Below are 19947 nucleotides of genomic sequence, written 5' to 3'. Positions count from 1 at the left end.
AAAAAACAGGCTATTCTCCGTGGTATCTTCAGCGTTTGTTTAAAAGTAAAACGGGTTACGCACTGGGCAAATACATCCGTGACCGCCGTCTGACCATGGCGGCGATCGCGTTACGTCTTACCAATATGCCGATCCTCGATATTTCGTTGTATTACTCTTATGACTCGCAGCAAACATTCACCCGTTCATTTAAAAAGAACTTTGCAGAAACACCGGGGATGTACCGCCGCAATGCGTCATGGACAATGAACGGGATCACCGCACCGCTGACCGTCGATGAGTTTCCTCAACCGAAATATGAGATTGTCGATTTGCCAGAAATGGCGTTCGAAGGGGAAACCGTCGTGCATTCGTATCCGATCGAGGCTTTGTTCAACAGTAAAAACCACGTTCATCGTGCCGAATTACTGCGCTATCTGGAAACGCCGGAATCCCTGCTGGCACCAGTTTGGGGACTTTCAGATTGCCGCCCTGATACTCACGACGAAGTCGCCAATGCCCTGCAGATGGAATACACCGTAGCGCATCAGGTCAAACTCAGTGACAGCCACGCCATCCTGATTCCGGCCAGCCGTTATTTGAAGATCAATTATCCTTACGATCTCAGCCGGTTGAATGACTTTATCCTGTATCTGTATTCAGTATTTTTACCGACGCTGGGTCTGGAGTTCATCATGCAGCCCGACCTTGAAAAGTATTCACGAGAATCCGCATTGAACGGCGTGACCTGCGAATACTACATTCCGCTGGCACAGCTCTGAGCGGGTTTGCAGGGGACAGGGAAGCGTTATACTTAAAAAAAGCCTCCCGAAACGAGAGGCTGGGCAGGCGGGAAGGGGATCAGTTAAAGACCATACCGCCGTCAATCAGCAGTGACTGACCGGTCATATAATCTGAATCCGGGCCAGCAAGATATGAAACACAGGCAGCCACATCTTCAGGTTCTGATAGACGTTTGAGCGTGATGTTTTTTGCAAACTCCTGCGTACCATAACCCGCCGGTTTTCCTGCAGCAGCAGAAACCTGACGGTCAATTTCTTCCCACATCGGTGTTTTGACGATCCCCGGACAGTACGCATTCACGGTAATCCCCAGATATGCCAGATCGCGCGCAGCAGTTTGCGTAAGGCCCCGTACCGCAAATTTACTCGAGCTGTAAATCGCCAGTTCAGGATTGCCTACATGTCCGGCCTGCGAACAAGCATTGATGATTTTACCGCCATGCCCGGCAGCTTTGAACGCTTTCACCGCCGCCTGAATCCCCCAAATCACACCTTTCACATTGATATTATAAACTTTGTCTACAATTTCAGGCGTGATGTCTTCGATGAGGGTTGTCGGTGCAATACCGGCGTTATTGACGATAACGTCGAATCCACCAAGTTGTTTCGTCGCAGCCTCTACCGCAGCAAAAACTTGTTCGCGGTCTGACACATCGGCAAGCAGGGCAACCGCATTGCCACCAGCATGGTTGATTTCCTCAGCGACTTTTTTCGCCGTGTCTGCGTTATAATCCACGACAGCGACGGCAAAACCATCCTTCGCCAGACGCAGCGCAATTGCCCGGCCAATCCCCTGACCACCACCTGTTACTAAAGCCACTTTTCCATTTTTAGACATACCACTATCCTCTATGTATTCGGTATCTTTTCAGGTGCTGCGCGCAAGGCACGGTTTGACCGACCCGATCGCCTTACGTGAGCTACTTACTGGTTTACGCCTGAGTGCAGGGATGTGCAATTGTTAGCCACGGTCATTAACTTATAGAATTCAAATAGGTAGCAAAGTACATTTACGTAAATACCCCAGAAACGCACTGAAATGAGAAATGCCAGGGATAGAGAAATGAGCCATACCGATGTTATTGCTTTTCGCGAGCGTCTGACCACGCTTGTACGCACGCTACAAATTGCCCCACAGGTTGCGGAGAATCAGGTGCTTGACCGGATGGCGTTAAGTTTTCGGAAACTGCTTAACTTTTTTGCAGAAGATGATGCACGCACCCAACAGGCCTTTTTGTTACCTCCTCAGGCAGGGGAAACGCAAAGATTATTGTGTGAACTGATGGCTGAAAATCTTGCGATCAGTCAGGAGCATAAGCTGTTTCGTGAGGATATTTCCGCCGTGCTGATGGCACAATGCTTTACCGGCATTCTGGTGCAACTGGCACAAACTCCAGGGGATCCGCAAACGCGTCATCAGAACAGTCTGGGGTGTGCGAAGTTGTTCTGCGAGGGTGTCTGGCTCGGGAAGTTATAGTCCAAAACTTCATAAAGAAAGCATAAATCGTTGGTTCTGTTTGCAGGCAGAAAAAGGTTAACTGAGGTCATTCCAGCAGAAGATACTGTCTGCTACGAGTCTGTAAAGCTTGTTGCATAAAAGCTTTAAACAGAAAGCCGTGAATAACCGGAGGCCTTTATGTCAACGATCGCTCAAACTGCTGAACACCGCTCCTTATGGCAGCGCATTACTCAACGTAAGCCGCGCCACCAGACTGAAGAAATGGCGCAGGACACGTCGCGTCTGCTGGAAAGTTTTCTGGCAACCGGTTGTCTGTATGGTATTGATGTGGGGAACAGTGATCCGGCCTGGTTTCGCCGCCCCTGACCGCTATATACTTTTAATGCGCTTCAGCTACTGGAACGAGCTGTGCGATTAACCTGAGTTTCTCCTGATAGTGCTTGTTGTACCCTTAATAACCGGTGTTGCCCTTGTGCCTGGCACAGTGTCAGCCTCCGTTATGAAGGTTGTTGTGGAAAGTCTCTCTGACCTCGTCGTAGAAATTTTAGTTCTCTCTCAATTGTTGAGCCCATAACTTTCGCCGGTTATGGGTTTTTTTATGCAAAAAAACCCCGCAGTCAGGCGGGGTAAATTGTAAAGCCGCTAAGGGGGACACGGCGCGTTCTATTAAGTTAAAACCAAGGAAGGGTAAATCGAATTCCAGTGATGATGCCGGAACTCGTAAATTAAATTATCACACTACATTGCCTTAATATAAATATAAATTTGGCATGTATTTTAATACATACATTCACGGAATATATCAAAACAGCCTAATGAAATAATTAGCAATAAATAATAAAACCAAAAGAGATAATTTATCTACTGAGCAACGGAACTCTGTAGGTAGTATTAACACGAGCTTAGACTCATTGATAATGTATATATAATAAATTCAAGTATTCAATTAAATGATAAAGGAATGACATCATGAAATTAAAAGCATTGGCGATTATTATCCCGGCATTACTGGTTGCAGGCGCAGCTCATTCAGCAGAAATCTATAACAACGAAGGCAACAAATTAGATCTGTACGGTAAAGTTGATGGTTTGCATTATTTTTCTGACGATGCTGGCGCAGACGGCGATCAGACTTATGTCCGTGTCGGTTTTAAAGGTGAAACACAAATCAATGATCTGCTGACTGGTTACGGCCAGTGGGAATACAACATTCAGGCCGATAATTCTGAAGGCAGTACCGGAACATCAGGTAATGCGACCCGTCTGGGATTCGCGGGTCTAAAATTTGGTGAGTATGGTTCCTTTGACTATGGTCGTAACTACGGTGTCGTATACGACGTTGAATCCTGGACTGATATGCTGCCTGAGTTTGGTGGCGATACTTACACCACTGCAGACAACTTCATGGTAGGTCGTACCAATGGCGTGGCAACCTACCGTAACACCGATTTCTTCGGCGAAGTGAAAGGCTGGGACTTTGCACTGCAATATCAGGGCGCAAACGACGGTGATATCACAGGAGAAGGCACCAATAACCGTGGTGGTCGGTCCATGCGTCAGCAAAATGGCGATGGCTTCGGTATTTCTACTTCCTATGATTTCGGCATGGGTGTGAGTGCAGCGGCAGCTTATGCCTCTTCAGACCGTACTAACGATCAGGTAAATCTTACAACAGCAGACGGCGATAAAGCGGACGTATGGACTGCAGGTCTGAAATACGATGCTAATGGTCTCTATCTGGCTACTATGTATTCCGAAACCCGTAACATGACGGGTTACGGTGATCGTGATGATACGATTGCAAACAAAACTCAGAACTTTGAAGTGACGGCACAATACCAGTTCGATTTCGGTCTGCGTCCTTCTATTGCTTACCTGCAATCCAAAGGCAAGGATCTGAACTCAGATATTCATCTGAACTCAGACTGGAATGATAAAGACCTGGTTAAATATGTTGAAATCGGCACGTCTTATTATTTCAACAAAAACATGTCTACGTATGTTGATTATAAAATCAACCTGCTGGATAACGATGATGACTTCTACAAAGCAGCCGGTATTTCTACCGATGATATCGTAGCAGTCGGCCTGGTATACCAGTTCTGATGCTCGTGATTTAATATAGCTGTGATTTAAATCGCAAATATCAATATTAAAAGCCTATCTTAGGATGGGCTTTTTTTGGCATTACTGATTTTCATGAACAGTTTGTTAATATTATATTGATAAGTTTAATCGTAAAAACACTCTTCTGTTTCCCCTTTATACGCGCAATCCTTTTCACTCGAGGCAGTCAGCTTGTTATAGGCAAAGCCCAGGAATAACCAGAAGCCCAATGGAGCGCTTCTTCAGGAGCCTTAAGAATGAATGTGTGCCAGTGACTGGTTACGTAAGCTTCAGCGATACTGCCCATAAAATAACAGATTAGCAACCTGGCCTCCCGTCAGAATGCGGTCTCCAGTGTCTCCAGCACGTTGTAATTCTCATCGACCAGCAGCAGCGCTTTCCATTTGTCGAAGGTCAGACAGGGGTGAGAGGTGCTGAATACCAGAATATCCTCCACCTGCACGTCGGCCTCAGGAGCCAGTTCCAGCATCGCGTGCTGGTCCATAATACCTGTGGTTTTGATGCTTTTTGCCGTCAACGGAAGTGCTTTACCCTGACGGTAATGCGCCACGGGCTGCGGCAGACCTGCGTCGAAGGCGCTGTCGCGCTTGCCGAAGTTCACAATCGCACGGCCACTTTCCGGCACCGATTGCACCATTGCAACCAGTTCCAGCGCTGAAATCAAATCACCACCCAAATCACAGGCCACACGGTCGCGGGCCATCAGGTCGTCTTGTGCCTGCTGATAAATGCCTGCGTCGTGGGTGATATAGCAGCCGGGGCGAATCACCACGCGGCAGTTTGCCGGTTTTTGTGCTTCCAGCCAGACGTTACACACTACGTCATACCAGACTGATCCTGCGCCCGTGAGGATAAACTCCCCTTCGACATAGCGATCAAGCTGGCAGGCAAGGCCTGCGGCATCGCGTAACAACGCTTCCACTTTGGGCTGCGGATTTTCACCGTGCAGCACTCCTTCGTAAAGTTCGAGGCCGCGTAAATGTAAGCCCGGCAAGCCTGAAATCTCTTCTGCCAGCAACAGGGCCTGCGCGGTGGTACGGCAGCCGCAGCGCCCGCCGGGTACGCCCAGCTCGATCAAAATATCCAGCTGCTGGTTCTGCGAACTGAAAAATGCCGAAAGGGTTTTGGCATTGGCAAGGCTGTCAACGCAGCAGAGGTAATCGACGTCCTGATATTCATTTTTGAGCGCAGAAATCAGCTGCATATTCGCTTTGCCCACCAGCTGGTTAACCATCAAAACCCGCTTCATGCCGCTTACCATCGCGATACTGGCCTGCCAGGCGCTGCCCACGCCAACGGCCCAGGCGCCAGCACGCTGCTGTTGCTGAAAAATCCATGGCGTCATAGTGGTTTTGCCATGAGGTGCCAGCGATACGCCACGGGTATCGGCATAGCGTTGCATCCACTCAATGTTATTTTCCAGAGCGGATTTTTTGATCACAGCGGCGGGCAGGCAGACGTCTTCATTCAGCACGTTGGCTGGGGAAACCAGAAGCGCTGACTTGTGCGGAACGAGGTTACCTTCTTGGTATTTCATAACATAGTTCCTTTCATTTTTTTAATCTTTCATTATAAATATCAATATTAACTTAATGAAAAATAGGTATTTTTATTTTAATTAAGCAATTTTATGAATAAAAGTATCAGGTAAGTATGTGTGTTTTGTGTAGTCTTCCACTGTTTTCCATCCTTGTAAATGGTTAAATTTAACCCAGAACACTATGAAGGGCAGGAACGTATGAAGTTTGATTATCTGTTCAGAAACGTTACGGTCATTGATGGCAGCGGAGGGGAACAATACCGCGCCGATGTTGCAGTGCAGGGCGACCGTATCGCTGAAATTGCACCGGCAATCCGTGGTCAGGCTGTGCATGAAATCGACGGTACCGGCCGCGTGCTGGCGCCGGGATTTATTGACGTGCATACACACGACGACATCAATGTGATCCGGCTGCCGGAGTATCTGCCTAAGATCAGCCAGGGCATTACTACGGTGATTGTTGGCAACTGCGGTATCAGTGCAGCCACGGCGACCATCAAAGGCCACGTGCCAGACCCGATGAATTTACTCGGTGAGGCAAAGCATTTTATCTACCCGACGGTGAGTGCTTACGCTCAGGCCGTTGAGCAGGCGAGACCGGCGATTAACGTCGGTACGCTTATCGGCCACACGGCATTGCGTAATAACCATATGGATGACCTGTTACGCACCGCGACGGCAGAAGAAATCAACGGGATGCGCGCAGAGCTTAGACTGGCGTTGCAGCAGGGCGCGTTGGGGCTGAGCACCGGCCTGGCTTATGCTTCGGCATTTCACTCTTCGACGGAAGAAGTGATGGCGCTGGCAGAGGAACTCGCGGCACAGAAGGGCATTTATACCACCCATTTGCGTTCCGAGTTTGAGCCGATTCTGGAGGCACTCGACGAGGCGTTTCGCATTGGTCGTCACGGCAACGTGCCGGTGGTGGTGTCCCACCACAAATGTGCCGGAGCGAAGAACTGGGGCCGTACGGTGGAAACACTGAAGCTGTTCGATAAAGTTCGCGAAACGCAGGATGTCTCCTGCGATTGCTACCCGTATTCGGCCAGCTCTTCTACGCTGGATCTCAAACAAATCACCGACGAGTTTGAAATAGTCATCACCTGGTCAGAGCCGCATCCGGAAGTGGCCGGACAGTCGTTACAGCAGATTGCGCAAAGCTGGTCGATGTCACTTCACGAAGCTGGAAAATTACTGATGCCCGCCGGAGCCATTTACTACAACATGGACGAGCGCGATGTCCGGCGCGTGCTGAGTTATCCGGTCACGATGGTGGGTTCCGACGGACTGCCAAACGACCCGATGCCGCATCCGCGTCTGTGGGGCGCATTTCCCCGGGTGCTTGGCCATTACAGCCGCGACGAGAAAATTTTCCCGCTGACGGTGGCGGTTCATAAGATGACGGGTATGTCCGCGGCACGTTTCCAGCTTGCTGAACGCGGGCTGGTCAGACAGGGCTATTTCGCCGATCTGGTGATGTTCGACCCGCAAACCGTGCGCGATGTGGCCAGTTTTAGCGATCCCCAGCAGCCTGCGGCGGGTATCGAAGCTGTGCTGGTCAACGGCGTAATGAGTTATGGCCTGGATAAAAAGGTTATCGGTCGCGCCGGGCGTTTTTTACGCCGGTAGAATTTTGCGGGGAGAGCCAGACGCTGTCCCCTGAGCACGCATTTATACGTATGCATAAGGAGCAATGATGAGTATTAAACGTTACGGAGTGGGCGGGAGTACGGGAACGGGCGGGCAGCCACTGCCGTTTGCCAAGGCCGTAGAGGCGGGCGGCTGGCTTTATGTTTCCGGGCAAACACCGATGAAAGATGGCGAAGTGGTGGAAGGGGGCATTATCGAGCAGTCGCGGCTGGCTATCCAAAACTGCGTGGACATCATGGAGAGCGCAGGCTACACCCTGGCGGATGTGGTGCATGTGAAGGTGTTCCTGACCGACGCGCGTTATTTCCAGTCCTTTAACAAAGTGTTCAGCGAGTTTTTTTCCGCCCATCCTCCGGCCCGCGTCTGCTGCGTTGCGGATCTGGTGGTGGATTGCAAAGTAGAAGTGGATCTGACCTGTTATAACGCTGAACGCGTGAAGTAATTATTCCGTGAGCAGGCCGGATGCCCTCTGCGTGCATCCGGCTTATTAAAAAAATATTCATAAATAATTCAGGTGCGCTACGAACGTGCCAACGGGCTTCCTTTGTCTTTTTTCAGGGAGCCATTGCAACTTAATTAATCTGGAAGTGAGCCATGAATAATTATTCTTTTCTTATTTGGTTTGCAATATATGCATGCGCCATGATTACACTGGGCTGGTATGTGTCACGTAATCAGAAAAATGGCGATGACTTTTTATTAGGCGGACGTTCATTACCCTTAATTTTAACGCTGGGATCCACCGTAGGCACGATGGTCGGTACGGGGTCGAGCGTCGGCGCGGTAGGCTTCGGTTATACCAACGGCTGGGCGGGCATGCTGTATGGTCTGGGCGGTGCGGTAGGTATTCTGCTGCTGGCCTGGTTGTTTGCGCCGGTGCGTAAAATGCGTTTTATGACCATGAGCGAAGAGATCTCTTATTACACTGGCGGCAATAAAATAATTAAAAATGTCGTGGCAATATTAATCTTTATTGCATCTATTGGCTGGCTGGGGGCGCATATTCTTGGTGGTGGTTTATATCTGTCATGGGCAAGCGGAATTGATATTAATACGGCGAAAATTATTATTGCAGCAGCTTTTGTGGTTTACGTCGGTATTGGTGGATATTCCGCAGTGGTATGGATTGATACCGTGCAGTCGTTAATTCTGTTTATCGGTTTTATCCTGATGGCAGCGCTGGCGGTACATCACGTTGGCGGGTGGAGCCATATCCAGCAGGCCGTCGATCCGGCAAAGCAAAGCCTGTTTGGAGTGGATAAACTCGGCATCCTGCCTGCTTTTTCTCTGGCAATGGTAATTGGCGTCGGGGTACTGGCCACGCCTTCCTACCGCCAGCGTATTTATTCCGCCAAAAACGTGGGCACGGTGCGTAAATCCTTTGTGATCACCGGTTTGCTCTATCTGGGCTTCTCCTTCCTGCCCGCGATCATTGGTATGGCCGCTTACACGATGAATCCTTCACTGGCAAACAGCGGCTTTGCCTTCCTGTTCGCCACCCAAGTTTTGCCACCGGTGCTGGGAATGGCGGTGCTGATTGCGGGAATGTCAGCCAATATGTCTTCGGGCAGTTCTGACGCGATTGCCGCCGTCTCTATCATGCTGCGTGACCTTTACACTCTGATCACTGGTCATATGCCTGCACCAGAAAAGGCGATCCGCATGTCGCGTATTTCCCTTGTGCTGGTGATCGGGCTGGCGCTGATCTTCGCGCTGACCTCCAACGACATCATCAGCTACATCACCAAAATGATTTCGATGATCATGTCCGGCCTGTTTATCTGCTCAATACTAGGGCGATTCTGGATACGTTTTAACTGGCAGGGCGCGATGGCTGCGCTGATTGGCGGCGCCGTGACCTCACTGGCGATGCTGGTAAACGACAGCTGGATGAGTTTCTGGGGTAACCCGGTGGTGCCGTCTGTGTTGATAAGTCTGGGCTGCGCGCTGGTCGTGACGCTGGTAACGCCGGCCAGCAAAATGAGCCGCGAAGAGGCACTGGAGATGATCACCCGCGAACGCGAAAGCCAGCCTGAGCCGGTACCGGTGCCGTTGGGCAAACGCGCCACCGGGAGCGCACGATGAGCGGGGATTATATTGCCGTTGACTGGGGATCATCGCATCTGCGCGCCTGGTTATACCTGAACGGGCAGTGCGCGGATAGCCTGCAACTGCCTTACGGCATCAGCCGGCTGGTGGATCAAACCGCCCGTGACGTGTTCGCGCAATATATCCAGCCGTGGCGCGGTAAAAAAACTCTTCCCGTGGTAATGGCCGGTATGGTCGGCAGCGATGCAGGCTGGCAAACGGTGCCTTATCTGGCTTGCCCGGTGTCGTTACAAACACTGAGCGCGCAACTTTTTGAGGTCGCGCCGCTGGTCTGGATTGTGCCGGGCCTGAATACGCCACACAACGTCATGCGCGGTGAAGAAACGCAGTTGCTCGGCGCGATGCAGCTGGCCCCTGACACCTGTTACGTTATGCCCGGTACGCACAGCAAATGGGTGCAGGTGGCAGAGGGGGCAGTCAGCGGGTTCACCACGGCGATGACGGGCGAACTGTATCACCTGCTGATGCAGCATTCCCTGATTGGCAGAGGCTTGCCGGCACAGCAAGATGATAACCGGGCGTTTCAGGCTGGCCTGCAACGCGGGCTGGAATCGCCTGCATTAGTGAACAGGCTGTTTGAAGCGCGTGCGCGGCGGGTGCTTGGCGAACTGGCTCCGGGTTCGGTCGGCGACTGGTTGTCCGGGTTGCTGATAGGTGCGGAAGTGGTGGCAATGCGCAGTGAATTATCCGTCAGTAAGGTCACTCTGGTCGGTAGTGAGTCGCTTTGTCGTCGTTACTGGCTGGCCTGTGAACAGGCGGGCATAACGGTGAATGAAATTGCGGGTGACACCGCTTTCCAGCAGGGAATAAGGAGCATTCTTGATGCACGACGCTAAACTTTTGGTCGCGATTTTACGCGGCATTTATCCTCACGAGACCAGTGATCATGTCGGCGCACTGATTGAAGAGGGCTTCCGTTACATTGAGATCCCGCTGAACTCGCCGGACTGGCAGAAAAGTATCGCTGAAATGGTCACGCGTTACGGCGACTCGGCGTGCATCGGAGCGGGAACGGTGCTGAAGGTTGAACAGGTCGATTTTCTGGCGAATATCGGGGCAAAGCTGGTGGTGACGCCGAATACGCAGCCCAAGGTGATCCGTCGGGCTGTCGATGCCGGAATGTGGGTTTGTGCCGGTTGCGCCACCGCTACCGAAGCGTTTACCGCGCTGGAAGCCGGGGCACAATGGCTGAAGATTTTCCCCTCGGCGGCATTCGGTCCGGCGTACATTTCCTCCCTTAAGGCGGTGTTACCGCCGGAAGTCCCGGTACTGGCGGTGGGAGGCGTCACGCCGGATAATCTGGCGGAATATTTACGTGCCGGTTGTGCCGGGGCAGGGCTCGGCGGCGATCTGTACCGTGCCGGTCAGGATGTCGAAACCACCCGCCTTCAGGCACGGCGGTTTGTGGCAGCATGGCGGAGTTAAAAACCCGCGAAGCGCACGTCATCTCTTCCTAATCCCCTAACGGCTGGCGGTCCACGCCGCCCCGGTGCCCGTCCAGCGCAAGCTTAATGCGTCTCAGACGGTCTTTTGCCTGTGTTTTGTTGGCCATCGCCAGTTCGGTGGCCAGCACATCGATCATCGCCAGCATGGCGTAGCGTGAGGTACTTGGCTTAAAAATGTAGTCATTTTCCCGCACGATCAGCGGCAGAACGATGTCGGCATTGGCCGCCAGGGGTGAATCCTGCGTGGTGATGGCGATGACTTTGGCCCCGTACTGCCGGGCTATCGCCACACTCTCAATGATTTCCGGCGTGTAACCTCCCAGCGAGAGCGCAAGTACCACGTCGTTTGGCGCAACGGCTGAGCACATCATGCGCACCAGCAGGCCATCGCTCTGGCTCACCACCGGCAGGCCAAGGCGGAACAGGCGGTACTGGACTTCCTGAGCGCAAATCGTAGAGCCACCGCCCATCCCAATCGCCAGAATTTGCCGGGCATTACTGAGCCATCCGACCACTTTTTTGAGTGAATCCGGGTTAAGCGCGCGCCGGTTGATGTCCAGCACATTAATGATTGTTTCGTAGATCCCCTGAACGCCGTCCAGATCCGGCACGTCCAGAATAAAACGCTGACCTACCGCCAGTGACTGCGCGAGTTTTACTTTCAGTTCACGCACGTCTTTGCAGCCGATAGCGCGGGCAAAGCGGGTGACCGACGCCTGGCTTGTCCCGGTAAGATGCGCCATTTCTGCAATCGGCAGCGTGGAGGCGAACTGCACGTCATCCAGAATAAATTGTGCGATACGCTTTTCCGTCGCGGTAAGTTCCACAAAGCGGTCGGTGATGCAGGAAATAATGTCGATGGAGAAGGCCATTGCGCGTCTCTGAATGGGTAAGTGAATAGCCGATACTTTGTACCATAAATATGCATACAGGAGTATGGCGGCTGCCAGAAAGGGGTGTGATGAACGTCGTGTTATATTTTGGTTAAGTATCGCGTGCTGTATTCGTCTAAAAACTCCACAAATGCTTGCCTGATCCTACTGGATTTTCTTACAAGCGCTTGAATTTAAAGAGGTGAAAAGGGGATTTTGACGGGGCTGTTTATTAAGCGATTTGTGCCCTACATGATTGAAATGTATTGATAAATCGCGTGTACAACGGCGTGTCTTTTTGTTATATTATTGACCAGATCACGGACAGGGTAATTCCTCTGTGATAGGGTGCTTAACCTAAGACTTGGTTTCTCAGGACAATGACATGTTAGATTATCGCTTTCCGACAGCTATGCAGATGGTGTTTTGTATCGCTCAGTCCCAAAAGGCTGAACAGCGGTGCACCAGTGCGATTTTAGCAACGGGTCTGGAAGCCAACTCCAGTTTTATCCGCAAACTGATGGTGCCGCTGACGCAGCACGGCATTATTGTTTCCACCCTCGGTCGCACCGGCTCGATCACCTTGGGTCGTCCGGCAGAAGAAATCACACTTCGTGATATTTATTGCGCGGTGATAGAAGATAAGCGTCTGTGGGCCGCACGTCCTGACGTTCCTGCCCGTTGTGTTGTCAGCGCCAATGCTTGTACGTATTTCAAAAATATCGTTAACGAAGCAGAAGAAGCTTCCTTCCAGGTTCTGGAGCGCCACACGGTCGCAGATGCTCTGGCGGAATTCGAGCGTGGTGGCAAATACAAATGCACCAAGGACTTAGCTGCTGAATACTCAGAAGGTTCGGTCTGCTCTAAATAGCGTTCAACGTTTCCTTCCGGGAAACCTTAAAAAAGCACATAAAAAAAGCCGGGATATTCTCCCGGCTTTTTGCATTCTGATTTTCAGATCAGGCAGTTTGTGTTTCCACGACGACTTTCTTACGCGTCACCAGCTTACGCAGGGCCACATAGAATACAGGCGTCAGGAACAGCCCGAACAGCGTTACGCCCAGCATACCGGAGAACACGGTAATCCCCGTCACTCCGCGTACTTCCGCGCCGGCGCCGTGTCCCAGGATCAGCGGTATGGTCCCCGCGATAAACGCAATTGATGTCATCACGATAGGTCGCAGACGAAGACGACATGCTTCCAGAGCCGATTCAATAATCCCTTTACCCTGCATTTCCAGCTCGCGGGCAAATTCAACGATAAGAATCGCGTTTTTACAGGCAAGTCCCATCAGCACCACCAGCCCGACCTGCACGAACACGTTGTTATCGCCACCGGTCAGCCAGACGCCGAACAGCGCAGACAGCATGGTCATCGGAACAATCAGAATGACCGCCAGCGGCAGCGTCCAGCTTTCATACAAGGCCGCCAGCACCAGGAACGCCAGCAATACCGACATCGGGAATACGATCAGCGCCGCGTTACCTTGTGTCGATTGCTGATAACTCAGGTCAGTCCATTCGATATTCATCCCGTTCGGCAGCAGATTTTTAGACATTGCAGTCAGCTCCGTCATCGCCTGCGCAGAAGACAGCACGCGCGGATCAGCATCGCCAATCAGGTCTGCCGCCGGGTAACCGTTATAGCGGATAACCGGATCAGGCCCGTACGTGGTGGTGATATTCAGCATGCTGCCAATCGGCACCATCTCGCCTTTATCGTTACGTGTGCGCAAATTGGCGATATCTTCCACGCTGTCACGGAACTGGCCATCGGCCTGCGCCATGACTTTCCAGGTACGACCAAAACGGTTGAAGTCATTGATATACGACGACCCGAGATAAACCTGCAACGTACTGAACAGGTCATCAAGGGACACGCCCTGAGCTTTGGCCTTATCGCGGTCGATATGCGCATCCAGTTGAGGCACGTTAGCCTGATAAGAGGAAATCGGATAACCCATGCCAGGCGTCTGCATAATGGCACCAGACATGGTATTGATCGCCGTCTGCAACGCACCGTAGCCTAGCCCTGCACGATCCTGCACATACAGGGAATAACCCGAACCCTGACCCAATCCGAGAATTGGCGGTGGCATAATCGAGAAGGCAAATCCTTCCTGAATCTGCGAGATTTTGGCATTAATTTCCGCGTTGATCTCTGCCGCCGTGCGGGTACGTTCGCTCAGGGGTTTAAGGGCGAAGAACACCGTGCCGGTATTTGGCGTATTGGTGAACTGCAACGCATTCAGTCCCGGGAAAGCGACCGCATCAATCACCCCGTCGGTACTCAGTCCCATGGCACTGATTTTGCGGATCACCGCATCAGTACGGGAAAGCGACGCCCCTTCAGGCATCTTCACACCGGCGATCAGATACAGTTTATCCTGCGTCGGAATAAAGCCGCCCGGCACCGCTTTGAACATAAATGCCGCGCCGCATAACAGCAGAACATAAACACCAAATACAGCACCACGACGGCCGAGCGTTTTCGACACCGCACTCTGATAACGATGAGAACTGGCATTAAAGAAACGGTTGAACGGACGGAAAATCCAGCCGAACAGACGGTCGATCAAACGAGAAGGCAAGTCTTTCGGCGCGCCATGCGGTTTGAGCAACAGTGCAGCCAGCGCGGGGGAGAGCGTCAGCGAGTTAATGGCGGAAATCACGGTAGAAATCGCGATAGTCACTGCAAACTGCTTGTAGAACTGACCGGTTACGCCGGACAGAAACGCCATCGGCACAAACACCGCACACAGCACCAGCGCAATCGCAATGATCGGCCCGGAAACTTCCCGCATTGCCTGATGCGCGGCCTCTCTCGGGGCGAGTCCTTCCTCGATATTTCGCTCGACGTTTTCCACCACCACAATGGCGTCATCAACGACTATCCCTATCGCCAGTACCAGCCCGAACAGGCTTAACGTATTGAGCGAGAATCCCAGTAAATACAGAATACTGAATGTCCCGATGACTGAAATCGGCACTGCCAGTAACGGAATGATCGACGCACGCCAGGTTTGCAGGAACAGGATAACCACCAGCACTACCAGTACCACGGCTTCGAGCAGCGTATGAACAACGGCACTGATCGAATCACGCACAAACACCGTCGGGTCGTACGGCGCACGCCAGGTCATGCCCTCCGGGAAGCGGGTCGACAGTTCAGTCATCTTGGCACGCACCGCATCCGACAAATCAATGGCGTTAGCCCCCGGCGACTGGAAGATACCAATACCCACGGCATCTTTATTATTCAATTGGGAACGAAGCGCATAACTGCCGGAACCCATTTCGATACGCGCGACATCCCGCAGACGAACAATTTCACCATTATCACCACTTTTCAGGATGATTTTGCCGAACTCGTCTTCGTCTTTAAGCCGTCCCTGCGCATTAATGGACAGCAGATAATCGCTGTCTTTTGGCATCGGCTCTGCACCAAGCTGACCGGCTGAAACCTGCACGTTCTGCTCCTGCATGGCTTTCACCACATCAGAAGCCGTCAGGCCACGGGCCGCAACTTTGTTCGGATCCAGCCAGACGCGCATGGCATATTCACCCGCACCAAAAATCTGGATCTGCCCGACACCCGGCAACCGCGCCAGCTCATCTTTCACTTTCAGCGTGGCATAGTTGCTCAGATACAGAGAATCATATTTGCCGGAAGGTGACACCAGATGCACCACCAGCGTTAACGTTGGCGATTGTTTCTGAGTGGTCACCCCCTGACGGCGTACATCTTCCGGCAGACGCGCTTCCGCCTGCGCCACACGGTTTTGCACCTGAACCTGCGCCTGATCCGGATCGGTACCCGGACGGAAAGTGACGGTCGTGACCAGCACGCCATCCGAACCAGCGACAGATTTCATGTACACCATGTTTTCCACGCCGTTAATGGCTTCTTCCAGCGGCGTCGCCACGGTTTCAGCAATCACTTTCGGGTTGGCACCCGGATATTCGGCGCGTACCTGCACGCTTGGCGGCACGACGTTAGGATATTCACTGACCGGCAGCAAAGGGATCGCAATAGCCCCGGTGACCAAAATCAAAATCGACAAAACAGCCGCAAAAATAGGCCGGTCGATGAAAAAACGGGAAAAGTCCATGAGTCAGGATTCTCTTTTATTGAACGGCAGCAGGGGAAGGCGCGGCAACATTGGCGGCCATGCTGACGGTTTTGGCATTCACCGGCATTCCCGGCATAAAGACTTTTTGCACGCCATCAATGATGACGCGATCACCGGCTTCCAGACCTTTTTGCACAATCCGCAATCCGCCGGACATCCTGCCGACTTCCACATCGCGACGCTGGGCTTTACCGTCTTTATCGACCACATACACAAACTTGCGGTCCTGATCGGTCAGCACGGCTTTATCATCCACCAGCATGGCGCTGAACTGCGCGCTGCCCGGCATCTGAACGCGGGCAAATAATCCCGGCGTAAAAGTACGGTCGCGGTTATCGAGCAGGGCACGCATACGGATGGTGCCGGTGCCGGAATTGAGCTGGTTATCGGTGAAATCCACCACACCCTGATGCGGATAACCGTCTTCACCGACTAAGCCCACGTGAACGGGCAGACGATTTTGCGGGTTGTCATTGAATTTACCGTCGCGGGCCAGCGCCTGATAACGCAGGAAAGTGCCTTCATCTACGTCGAAATAGACATAAACGGTATCGAGCGAAACCAGCGTGGTCAGCACACTGGCGCTGTCTCCGGCGGTCACCAGATTTCCTGAAGTGATCATCGCGCGGCTGGCGCGGCCATCAATGGGGGAAGTTACGCGGGTGAAATCAAGATTAAGCTGCGCCATATCCAGCTGTGCCTGAGCGGCCAGCACATCTGACTGCGCCTGAGAGGCTGCGGAACGGCGCTGCTCGGCGATTTCTTTTGATACCGCCTGGGTGCCCATCAGCGCTTCGGTACGCGCCGATTCACTTCTCGCCAGACCGGCCTGATTACGCGCACGGACCAGTTCTGCCTGAGCCTGTTCCTGTGCAGCGCGGTAAGTGCGGTCATCAATGGTGAATAACACCTGACCTTTTTTCACTTCCTGACCTTCCTGATAATTCACCTTATCGATGTAACCGGACACCCGAGGGCGCAGTTGCACACTTTGTACCGCTTCCACGCGTCCGTTAAACGCATCCCACTGGCTGATAGATTTAATCAAAACATCTGCGGCACTGACCTGCGGGGCAGGTGGAGCCGAATTTTGTGCCACGCTGTTATCACACCCGGCAAGCAGGGCAACCATCAGCGCGATCCCTGAAAGGCGCAACGTCAAATGCGAGCCATCGAAGCGGCCGCGTGCAACAACCTGTGATTTTTGCAGGTTAATCATTATTTTTATTTCCAGTGAGTAAGTGCTGCCAGGCAATACACGGCCTGTCCGCCGGGTAACGTCCTTTGCCTGATCTGACTTTTTTGGGACTTGTGCCGTTCATCAGCACAATAATGTATCAAATATTGATACAATTGATTCGAGGGGATTGTAGGGATGCGCCTACTAAAGTGCAAGAATTACTGTTACACTTTCTGTGCTATTTTACAGAATGTTTACTTCGGGGTGAGTGACTATCCGGTAATGGCAAATTAAATGCAATAGTAAAACTTGCATTTAAACGAAAACTAGGTCAGTTTATAAAAAGACGAGTCGCCCTCGGGGCGCACAAACAAAAAAATAAGCAGGAGATTGCCCATGAGAACCGAGGATTTCATTCACGACCTGATCGACTGGATCGATCACAATCTGGAAGAGCGACTGGATATTAAAACCGTTGCCAAACGTGCAGGCTATTCGCGCTGGTATCTCCAGCGGATGTTCAAAGAGCACACCGGGTTACCGATGGGCGAATTCATTCGTGAGAAAAAACTGAAGAAATCGGCTGATATGCTGGCCAGCAGCGGTGAGCCGATTGTCAGCGTGGCGATTTCGCTGGGTTTTGACTCCCAACAATCTTTCACCCGTAGCTTCAAACGTCAGTTCGGTCAGACGCCTGGTGACTGGCGCCGCGGTCTGAATATGTCTGCGGAATGTCAGGGCTGCCTGCACTGATTCTTCTCTCCACTTACTCCCGGTAAGTGTGTACCGCTGGCCCGGCTTCCTGCCGGGCAGTGAACTCTGTTTATCTCTTAGATCATCATCTCTCAGTTATCCCCACCATGCTTTCCGTCGCCCTTATCTGTGATTTTCACCTCACTTTATGATGAATATATCAGGCATCCGCGCTGCGGTATTTCTGAGGACGTGATCAACCCAACAAAAAACGACATCAAAGTTCAGCTAAATTGAAATGACGTTTCATTTTGTTGAGTTGAGTGAATTTTCTCGTTAAACTCCTTTCATGACTCAGGAGCCGGGCACAGCCCGACAACCAAAAATCCTACGGAAAAGCGCATTCGCCTCCGTTTTATGAAAAGGAAACATCATGATTCTGGATAATTTTTCTCTGAAGGGAAAAGTCGCGGTCGTCACCGGCTGTGATACCGGTTTGGGGCAAGGTATGGCCATTGGCCTTGCTGAAGCAGGGTGTGACATTGTCGGCATCAATATTGTCGAACCTACTGAAACCATCGAACGTGTCGGCGCGACAGGGCGTCGTTTCCTGAGCCTGACAGCCGATCTTAGCGATACTAAAGTGATCCCGGCGCTGCTTGAACGTGCGGTGGCGGAAATGGGCCATATCGACATTCTGGTCAATAATGCCGGCATTATTCGTCGTGAAGACGCCATTGAGTTCAGCGAAAAGAACTGGGATGACGTCATGAACCTGAACATCAAATCTGTCTTCTTCATGTCACAGGCGGTGGCAAAACAATTCATCGCGCAGGGCTCCGGCGGCAAAATCATTAACATTGCATCGATGCTTTCTTATCAGGGCGGCATCCGCGTCCCTTCCTACACCGCATCGAAAAGTGCCGTGATGGGCGTCACCCGTCTGCTGGCGAACGAATGGGCGAAACACAATATCAATGTGAACGCCATTGCCCCGGGCTACATGGCCACCAACAACACCCAGCAACTTCGTGCCGATGAAGCGCGAAGCGAAGAAATCCTGGGGCGTATTCCTGCAGGTCGCTGGGGTTTGCCATCTGATCTGATGGGACCGGTTGTTTTCCTGTCTTCTCCGGCATCCGACTATATTAATGGCTACACGATTGCCGTTGACGGCGGCTGGCTGGCTCGTTAATTACGCCAATTATTGCTCAATAATCACCGACAGCGGCGGGTCACACCGCTGCCCAAAGAGGAAATCTCATGAAAATTGCATTGATGATGGAAAACAGTCAGGCCGCTAAAAACGCGATTATCCTGAAAGAACTGAACGCAGTGGCATCTGAGAAAGAATATCCGGTGTACAACGTGGGCATGTCTGATGAGCAGGATCACCATCTGACTTACATCCATCTGGGCATCATGGCCAGCATTTTACTCAACTCCAAAGCGGTTGATTTTGTCGTGGCTGGCTGCGGCACCGGACAGGGCGCGCTGATGTCACTGAACATTCATCCGGGCGTTAACTGCGGTTACTGTATTGATCCGGCAGATGCTTTCCTGTTCGCGCAAATCAATAATGGCAACGCATTGTCACTGCCATTCGCCAAAGGTTTTGGCTGGGGCGCAGAACTCAACGTGCGTTTCATCTTCGAGAAAGCCTTTACCGGCGAGAAAGGCCAGGGTTATCCGGCTGACCGTAAAGAACCTCAGGTACGCAACGCCGGTATTCTGAACCAGGTGAAAGCCGCGGTAGTGAAAGAAAACTATCTCGATACGCTGCGTGCCATCGATCCGGAACTGGTGAAAACCGCCGTGACCGGTGAACGTTTCCAGAAATGTTTCTTCGAGAACTGTCAGAACAAAGAGATCGAAACCTTCGTGCGTGAAATCCTCGCGTAAGATTTCGTTTTCTTGATGACAAAAAAAACCGGTGCCCATGTGGCACCGGTTTTTT

The 19947-nt window shown here is 51.9% G+C and carries 18 protein-coding genes; 13 read left to right on the top strand and 5 right to left on the bottom strand.

Annotated features, from left to right (window positions below):
• Window positions 1-761: helix-turn-helix domain-containing protein (locus UC15_RS00945; protein ID WP_112286695.1), on the top strand; the 761-nt coding region annotated here is incomplete at its 5' end.
• Window positions 762-840: 79 nt separating this feature from the next.
• Here the strand turns inward: UC15_RS00945 and UC15_RS00940 are convergent.
• The gene (locus tag UC15_RS00940; RefSeq protein WP_112286694.1) at window positions 841-1620 is read right to left on the bottom strand and encodes a (S)-acetoin forming diacetyl reductase; all 780 of its coding nucleotides are present in this window, start codon (window positions 1618-1620) and stop codon (window positions 841-843) included.
• Between the two features lie 225 nt (window positions 1621-1845).
• Here UC15_RS00940 and UC15_RS00935 point away from each other — a divergent pair, with 225 nt between their 5' ends.
• The 3 genes from UC15_RS00935 (at window position 1846) to ompC (ending at window position 4347) form a co-directional block, all read left to right on the top strand.
• Window positions 1846-2259 (top strand): hypothetical protein, encoded by a 414-nt coding sequence (locus tag UC15_RS00935; RefSeq protein ID WP_112286693.1) that lies wholly within the window; start codon window positions 1846-1848, stop codon window positions 2257-2259.
• Between the two features lie 159 nt (window positions 2260-2418).
• A complete protein-coding gene (locus UC15_RS00930) occupies window positions 2419-2607 on the top strand; it encodes a hypothetical protein (protein WP_112286692.1) in 189 nt (62 codons plus the stop codon).
• A gap of 603 nt (window positions 2608-3210) precedes the next feature.
• Window positions 3211-4347 (top strand): porin OmpC, encoded by a 1137-nt coding sequence (gene ompC, locus UC15_RS00925; RefSeq protein WP_112286691.1) that lies wholly within the window; start codon window positions 3211-3213, stop codon window positions 4345-4347.
• A gap of 337 nt (window positions 4348-4684) precedes the next feature.
• On the opposite strand, the gene UC15_RS00920 is transcribed toward ompC, so the two are convergent.
• Window positions 4685-5905 (bottom strand): amino acid deaminase, encoded by a 1221-nt coding sequence (locus UC15_RS00920; protein ID WP_112286690.1) that lies wholly within the window; start codon window positions 5903-5905, stop codon window positions 4685-4687.
• Window positions 5906-6106: 201 nt separating this feature from the next.
• Between UC15_RS00920 and UC15_RS00915 the strand changes: the two genes are divergently transcribed.
• The 5 genes from UC15_RS00915 to UC15_RS00895 all read left to right on the top strand — a co-directional run bounded on the left by UC15_RS00915 (window position 6107) and on the right by UC15_RS00895 (window position 11092).
• Entirely contained in the window at window positions 6107-7537 is a 1431-nt protein-coding gene (locus UC15_RS00915; RefSeq protein WP_112286689.1) for an amidohydrolase family protein, read from the top strand.
• 67 nt (window positions 7538-7604) lie between these two features.
• A complete protein-coding gene (locus UC15_RS00910; RefSeq protein ID WP_112286688.1) occupies window positions 7605-8000 on the top strand; it encodes a RidA family protein in 396 nt (131 codons plus the stop codon).
• Between the two features lie 152 nt (window positions 8001-8152).
• Window positions 8153-9643 carry a sodium:solute symporter family protein gene (locus UC15_RS00905; RefSeq protein ID WP_112286687.1) on the top strand — a complete coding sequence of 497 codons (1491 nt, stop codon included), beginning with the start codon at window positions 8153-8155 and terminating at the stop codon, window positions 9641-9643.
• Window positions 9640-10503, top strand: a complete 864-nt coding sequence (locus tag UC15_RS00900; RefSeq protein WP_112286686.1) for a 2-dehydro-3-deoxygalactonokinase — start codon at window positions 9640-9642, stop codon at window positions 10501-10503. Before UC15_RS00905 ends, UC15_RS00900 begins: the two co-directional genes overlap by 4 nt.
• Window positions 10490-11092: a 2-dehydro-3-deoxy-6-phosphogalactonate aldolase gene (locus UC15_RS00895; protein ID WP_112286685.1), complete on the top strand. Its 603-nt coding sequence runs from the start codon at window positions 10490-10492 to the stop codon at window positions 11090-11092. The genes UC15_RS00900 and UC15_RS00895 overlap by 14 nt, the downstream gene beginning before the upstream one ends.
• Window positions 11093-11120: 28 nt before the next feature.
• Here the strand turns inward: UC15_RS00895 and UC15_RS00890 are convergent, their stop codons facing one another.
• Window positions 11121-11984, bottom strand: coding sequence for a MurR/RpiR family transcriptional regulator (locus tag UC15_RS00890; protein WP_112286684.1), 864 nt, complete (start codon window positions 11982-11984; stop codon window positions 11121-11123).
• A gap of 385 nt (window positions 11985-12369) precedes the next feature.
• Here UC15_RS00890 and UC15_RS00885 point away from each other — a divergent pair, with 385 nt between their 5' ends.
• Window positions 12370-12855: an Rrf2 family transcriptional regulator gene (locus UC15_RS00885; RefSeq protein ID WP_112286683.1), complete on the top strand. Its 486-nt coding sequence runs from the start codon at window positions 12370-12372 to the stop codon at window positions 12853-12855.
• An 88-nt stretch (window positions 12856-12943) separates the two neighbouring features.
• Here the strand turns inward: UC15_RS00885 and oqxB are convergent, their stop codons facing one another.
• Together oqxB and UC15_RS00875 are read right to left on the bottom strand one after the other, a co-directional pair.
• On the bottom strand, window positions 12944-16096 hold the full coding sequence (gene oqxB, locus UC15_RS00880) for a multidrug efflux RND transporter permease subunit OqxB (RefSeq protein ID WP_112286682.1): 3153 nt from the start codon (window positions 16094-16096) through the stop codon (window positions 12944-12946).
• 16 nt (window positions 16097-16112) lie between these two features.
• The gene (locus UC15_RS00875) at window positions 16113-17249 is read right to left on the bottom strand and encodes an efflux RND transporter periplasmic adaptor subunit (protein WP_232829788.1); all 1137 of its coding nucleotides are present in this window, start codon (window positions 17247-17249) and stop codon (window positions 16113-16115) included.
• Window positions 17250-17693: 444 nt separating this feature from the next.
• Between UC15_RS00875 and UC15_RS00870 the strand changes: the two genes are divergently transcribed.
• The 3 genes from UC15_RS00870 to UC15_RS00860 all read left to right on the top strand — a co-directional run bounded on the left by UC15_RS00870 (window position 17694) and on the right by UC15_RS00860 (window position 19892).
• Window positions 17694-18050, top strand: a complete 357-nt coding sequence (locus tag UC15_RS00870; RefSeq protein WP_112286681.1) for a helix-turn-helix domain-containing protein — start codon at window positions 17694-17696, stop codon at window positions 18048-18050.
• Between the two features lie 373 nt (window positions 18051-18423).
• Window positions 18424-19185: a 2-dehydro-3-deoxy-D-gluconate 5-dehydrogenase KduD gene (gene kduD / locus UC15_RS00865; protein WP_112286680.1), complete on the top strand. Its 762-nt coding sequence runs from the start codon at window positions 18424-18426 to the stop codon at window positions 19183-19185.
• A gap of 68 nt (window positions 19186-19253) precedes the next feature.
• Window positions 19254-19892, top strand: a complete 639-nt coding sequence (locus UC15_RS00860; protein ID WP_112286679.1) for an RpiB/LacA/LacB family sugar-phosphate isomerase — start codon at window positions 19254-19256, stop codon at window positions 19890-19892.
• Window positions 19893-19947 lie beyond the last annotated feature (55 nt).

The sequence above is a fragment of the Rahnella sp. AN3-3W3 genome (assembly GCF_003263545.1).
GTDB classification, from domain to species: domain Bacteria; phylum Pseudomonadota; class Gammaproteobacteria; order Enterobacterales; family Enterobacteriaceae; genus Rahnella; species Rahnella variigena.
The sequence above is the reverse complement of the archived record's forward strand: the minus strand, read 5'-3'. Positions and strand labels throughout refer to the sequence as shown.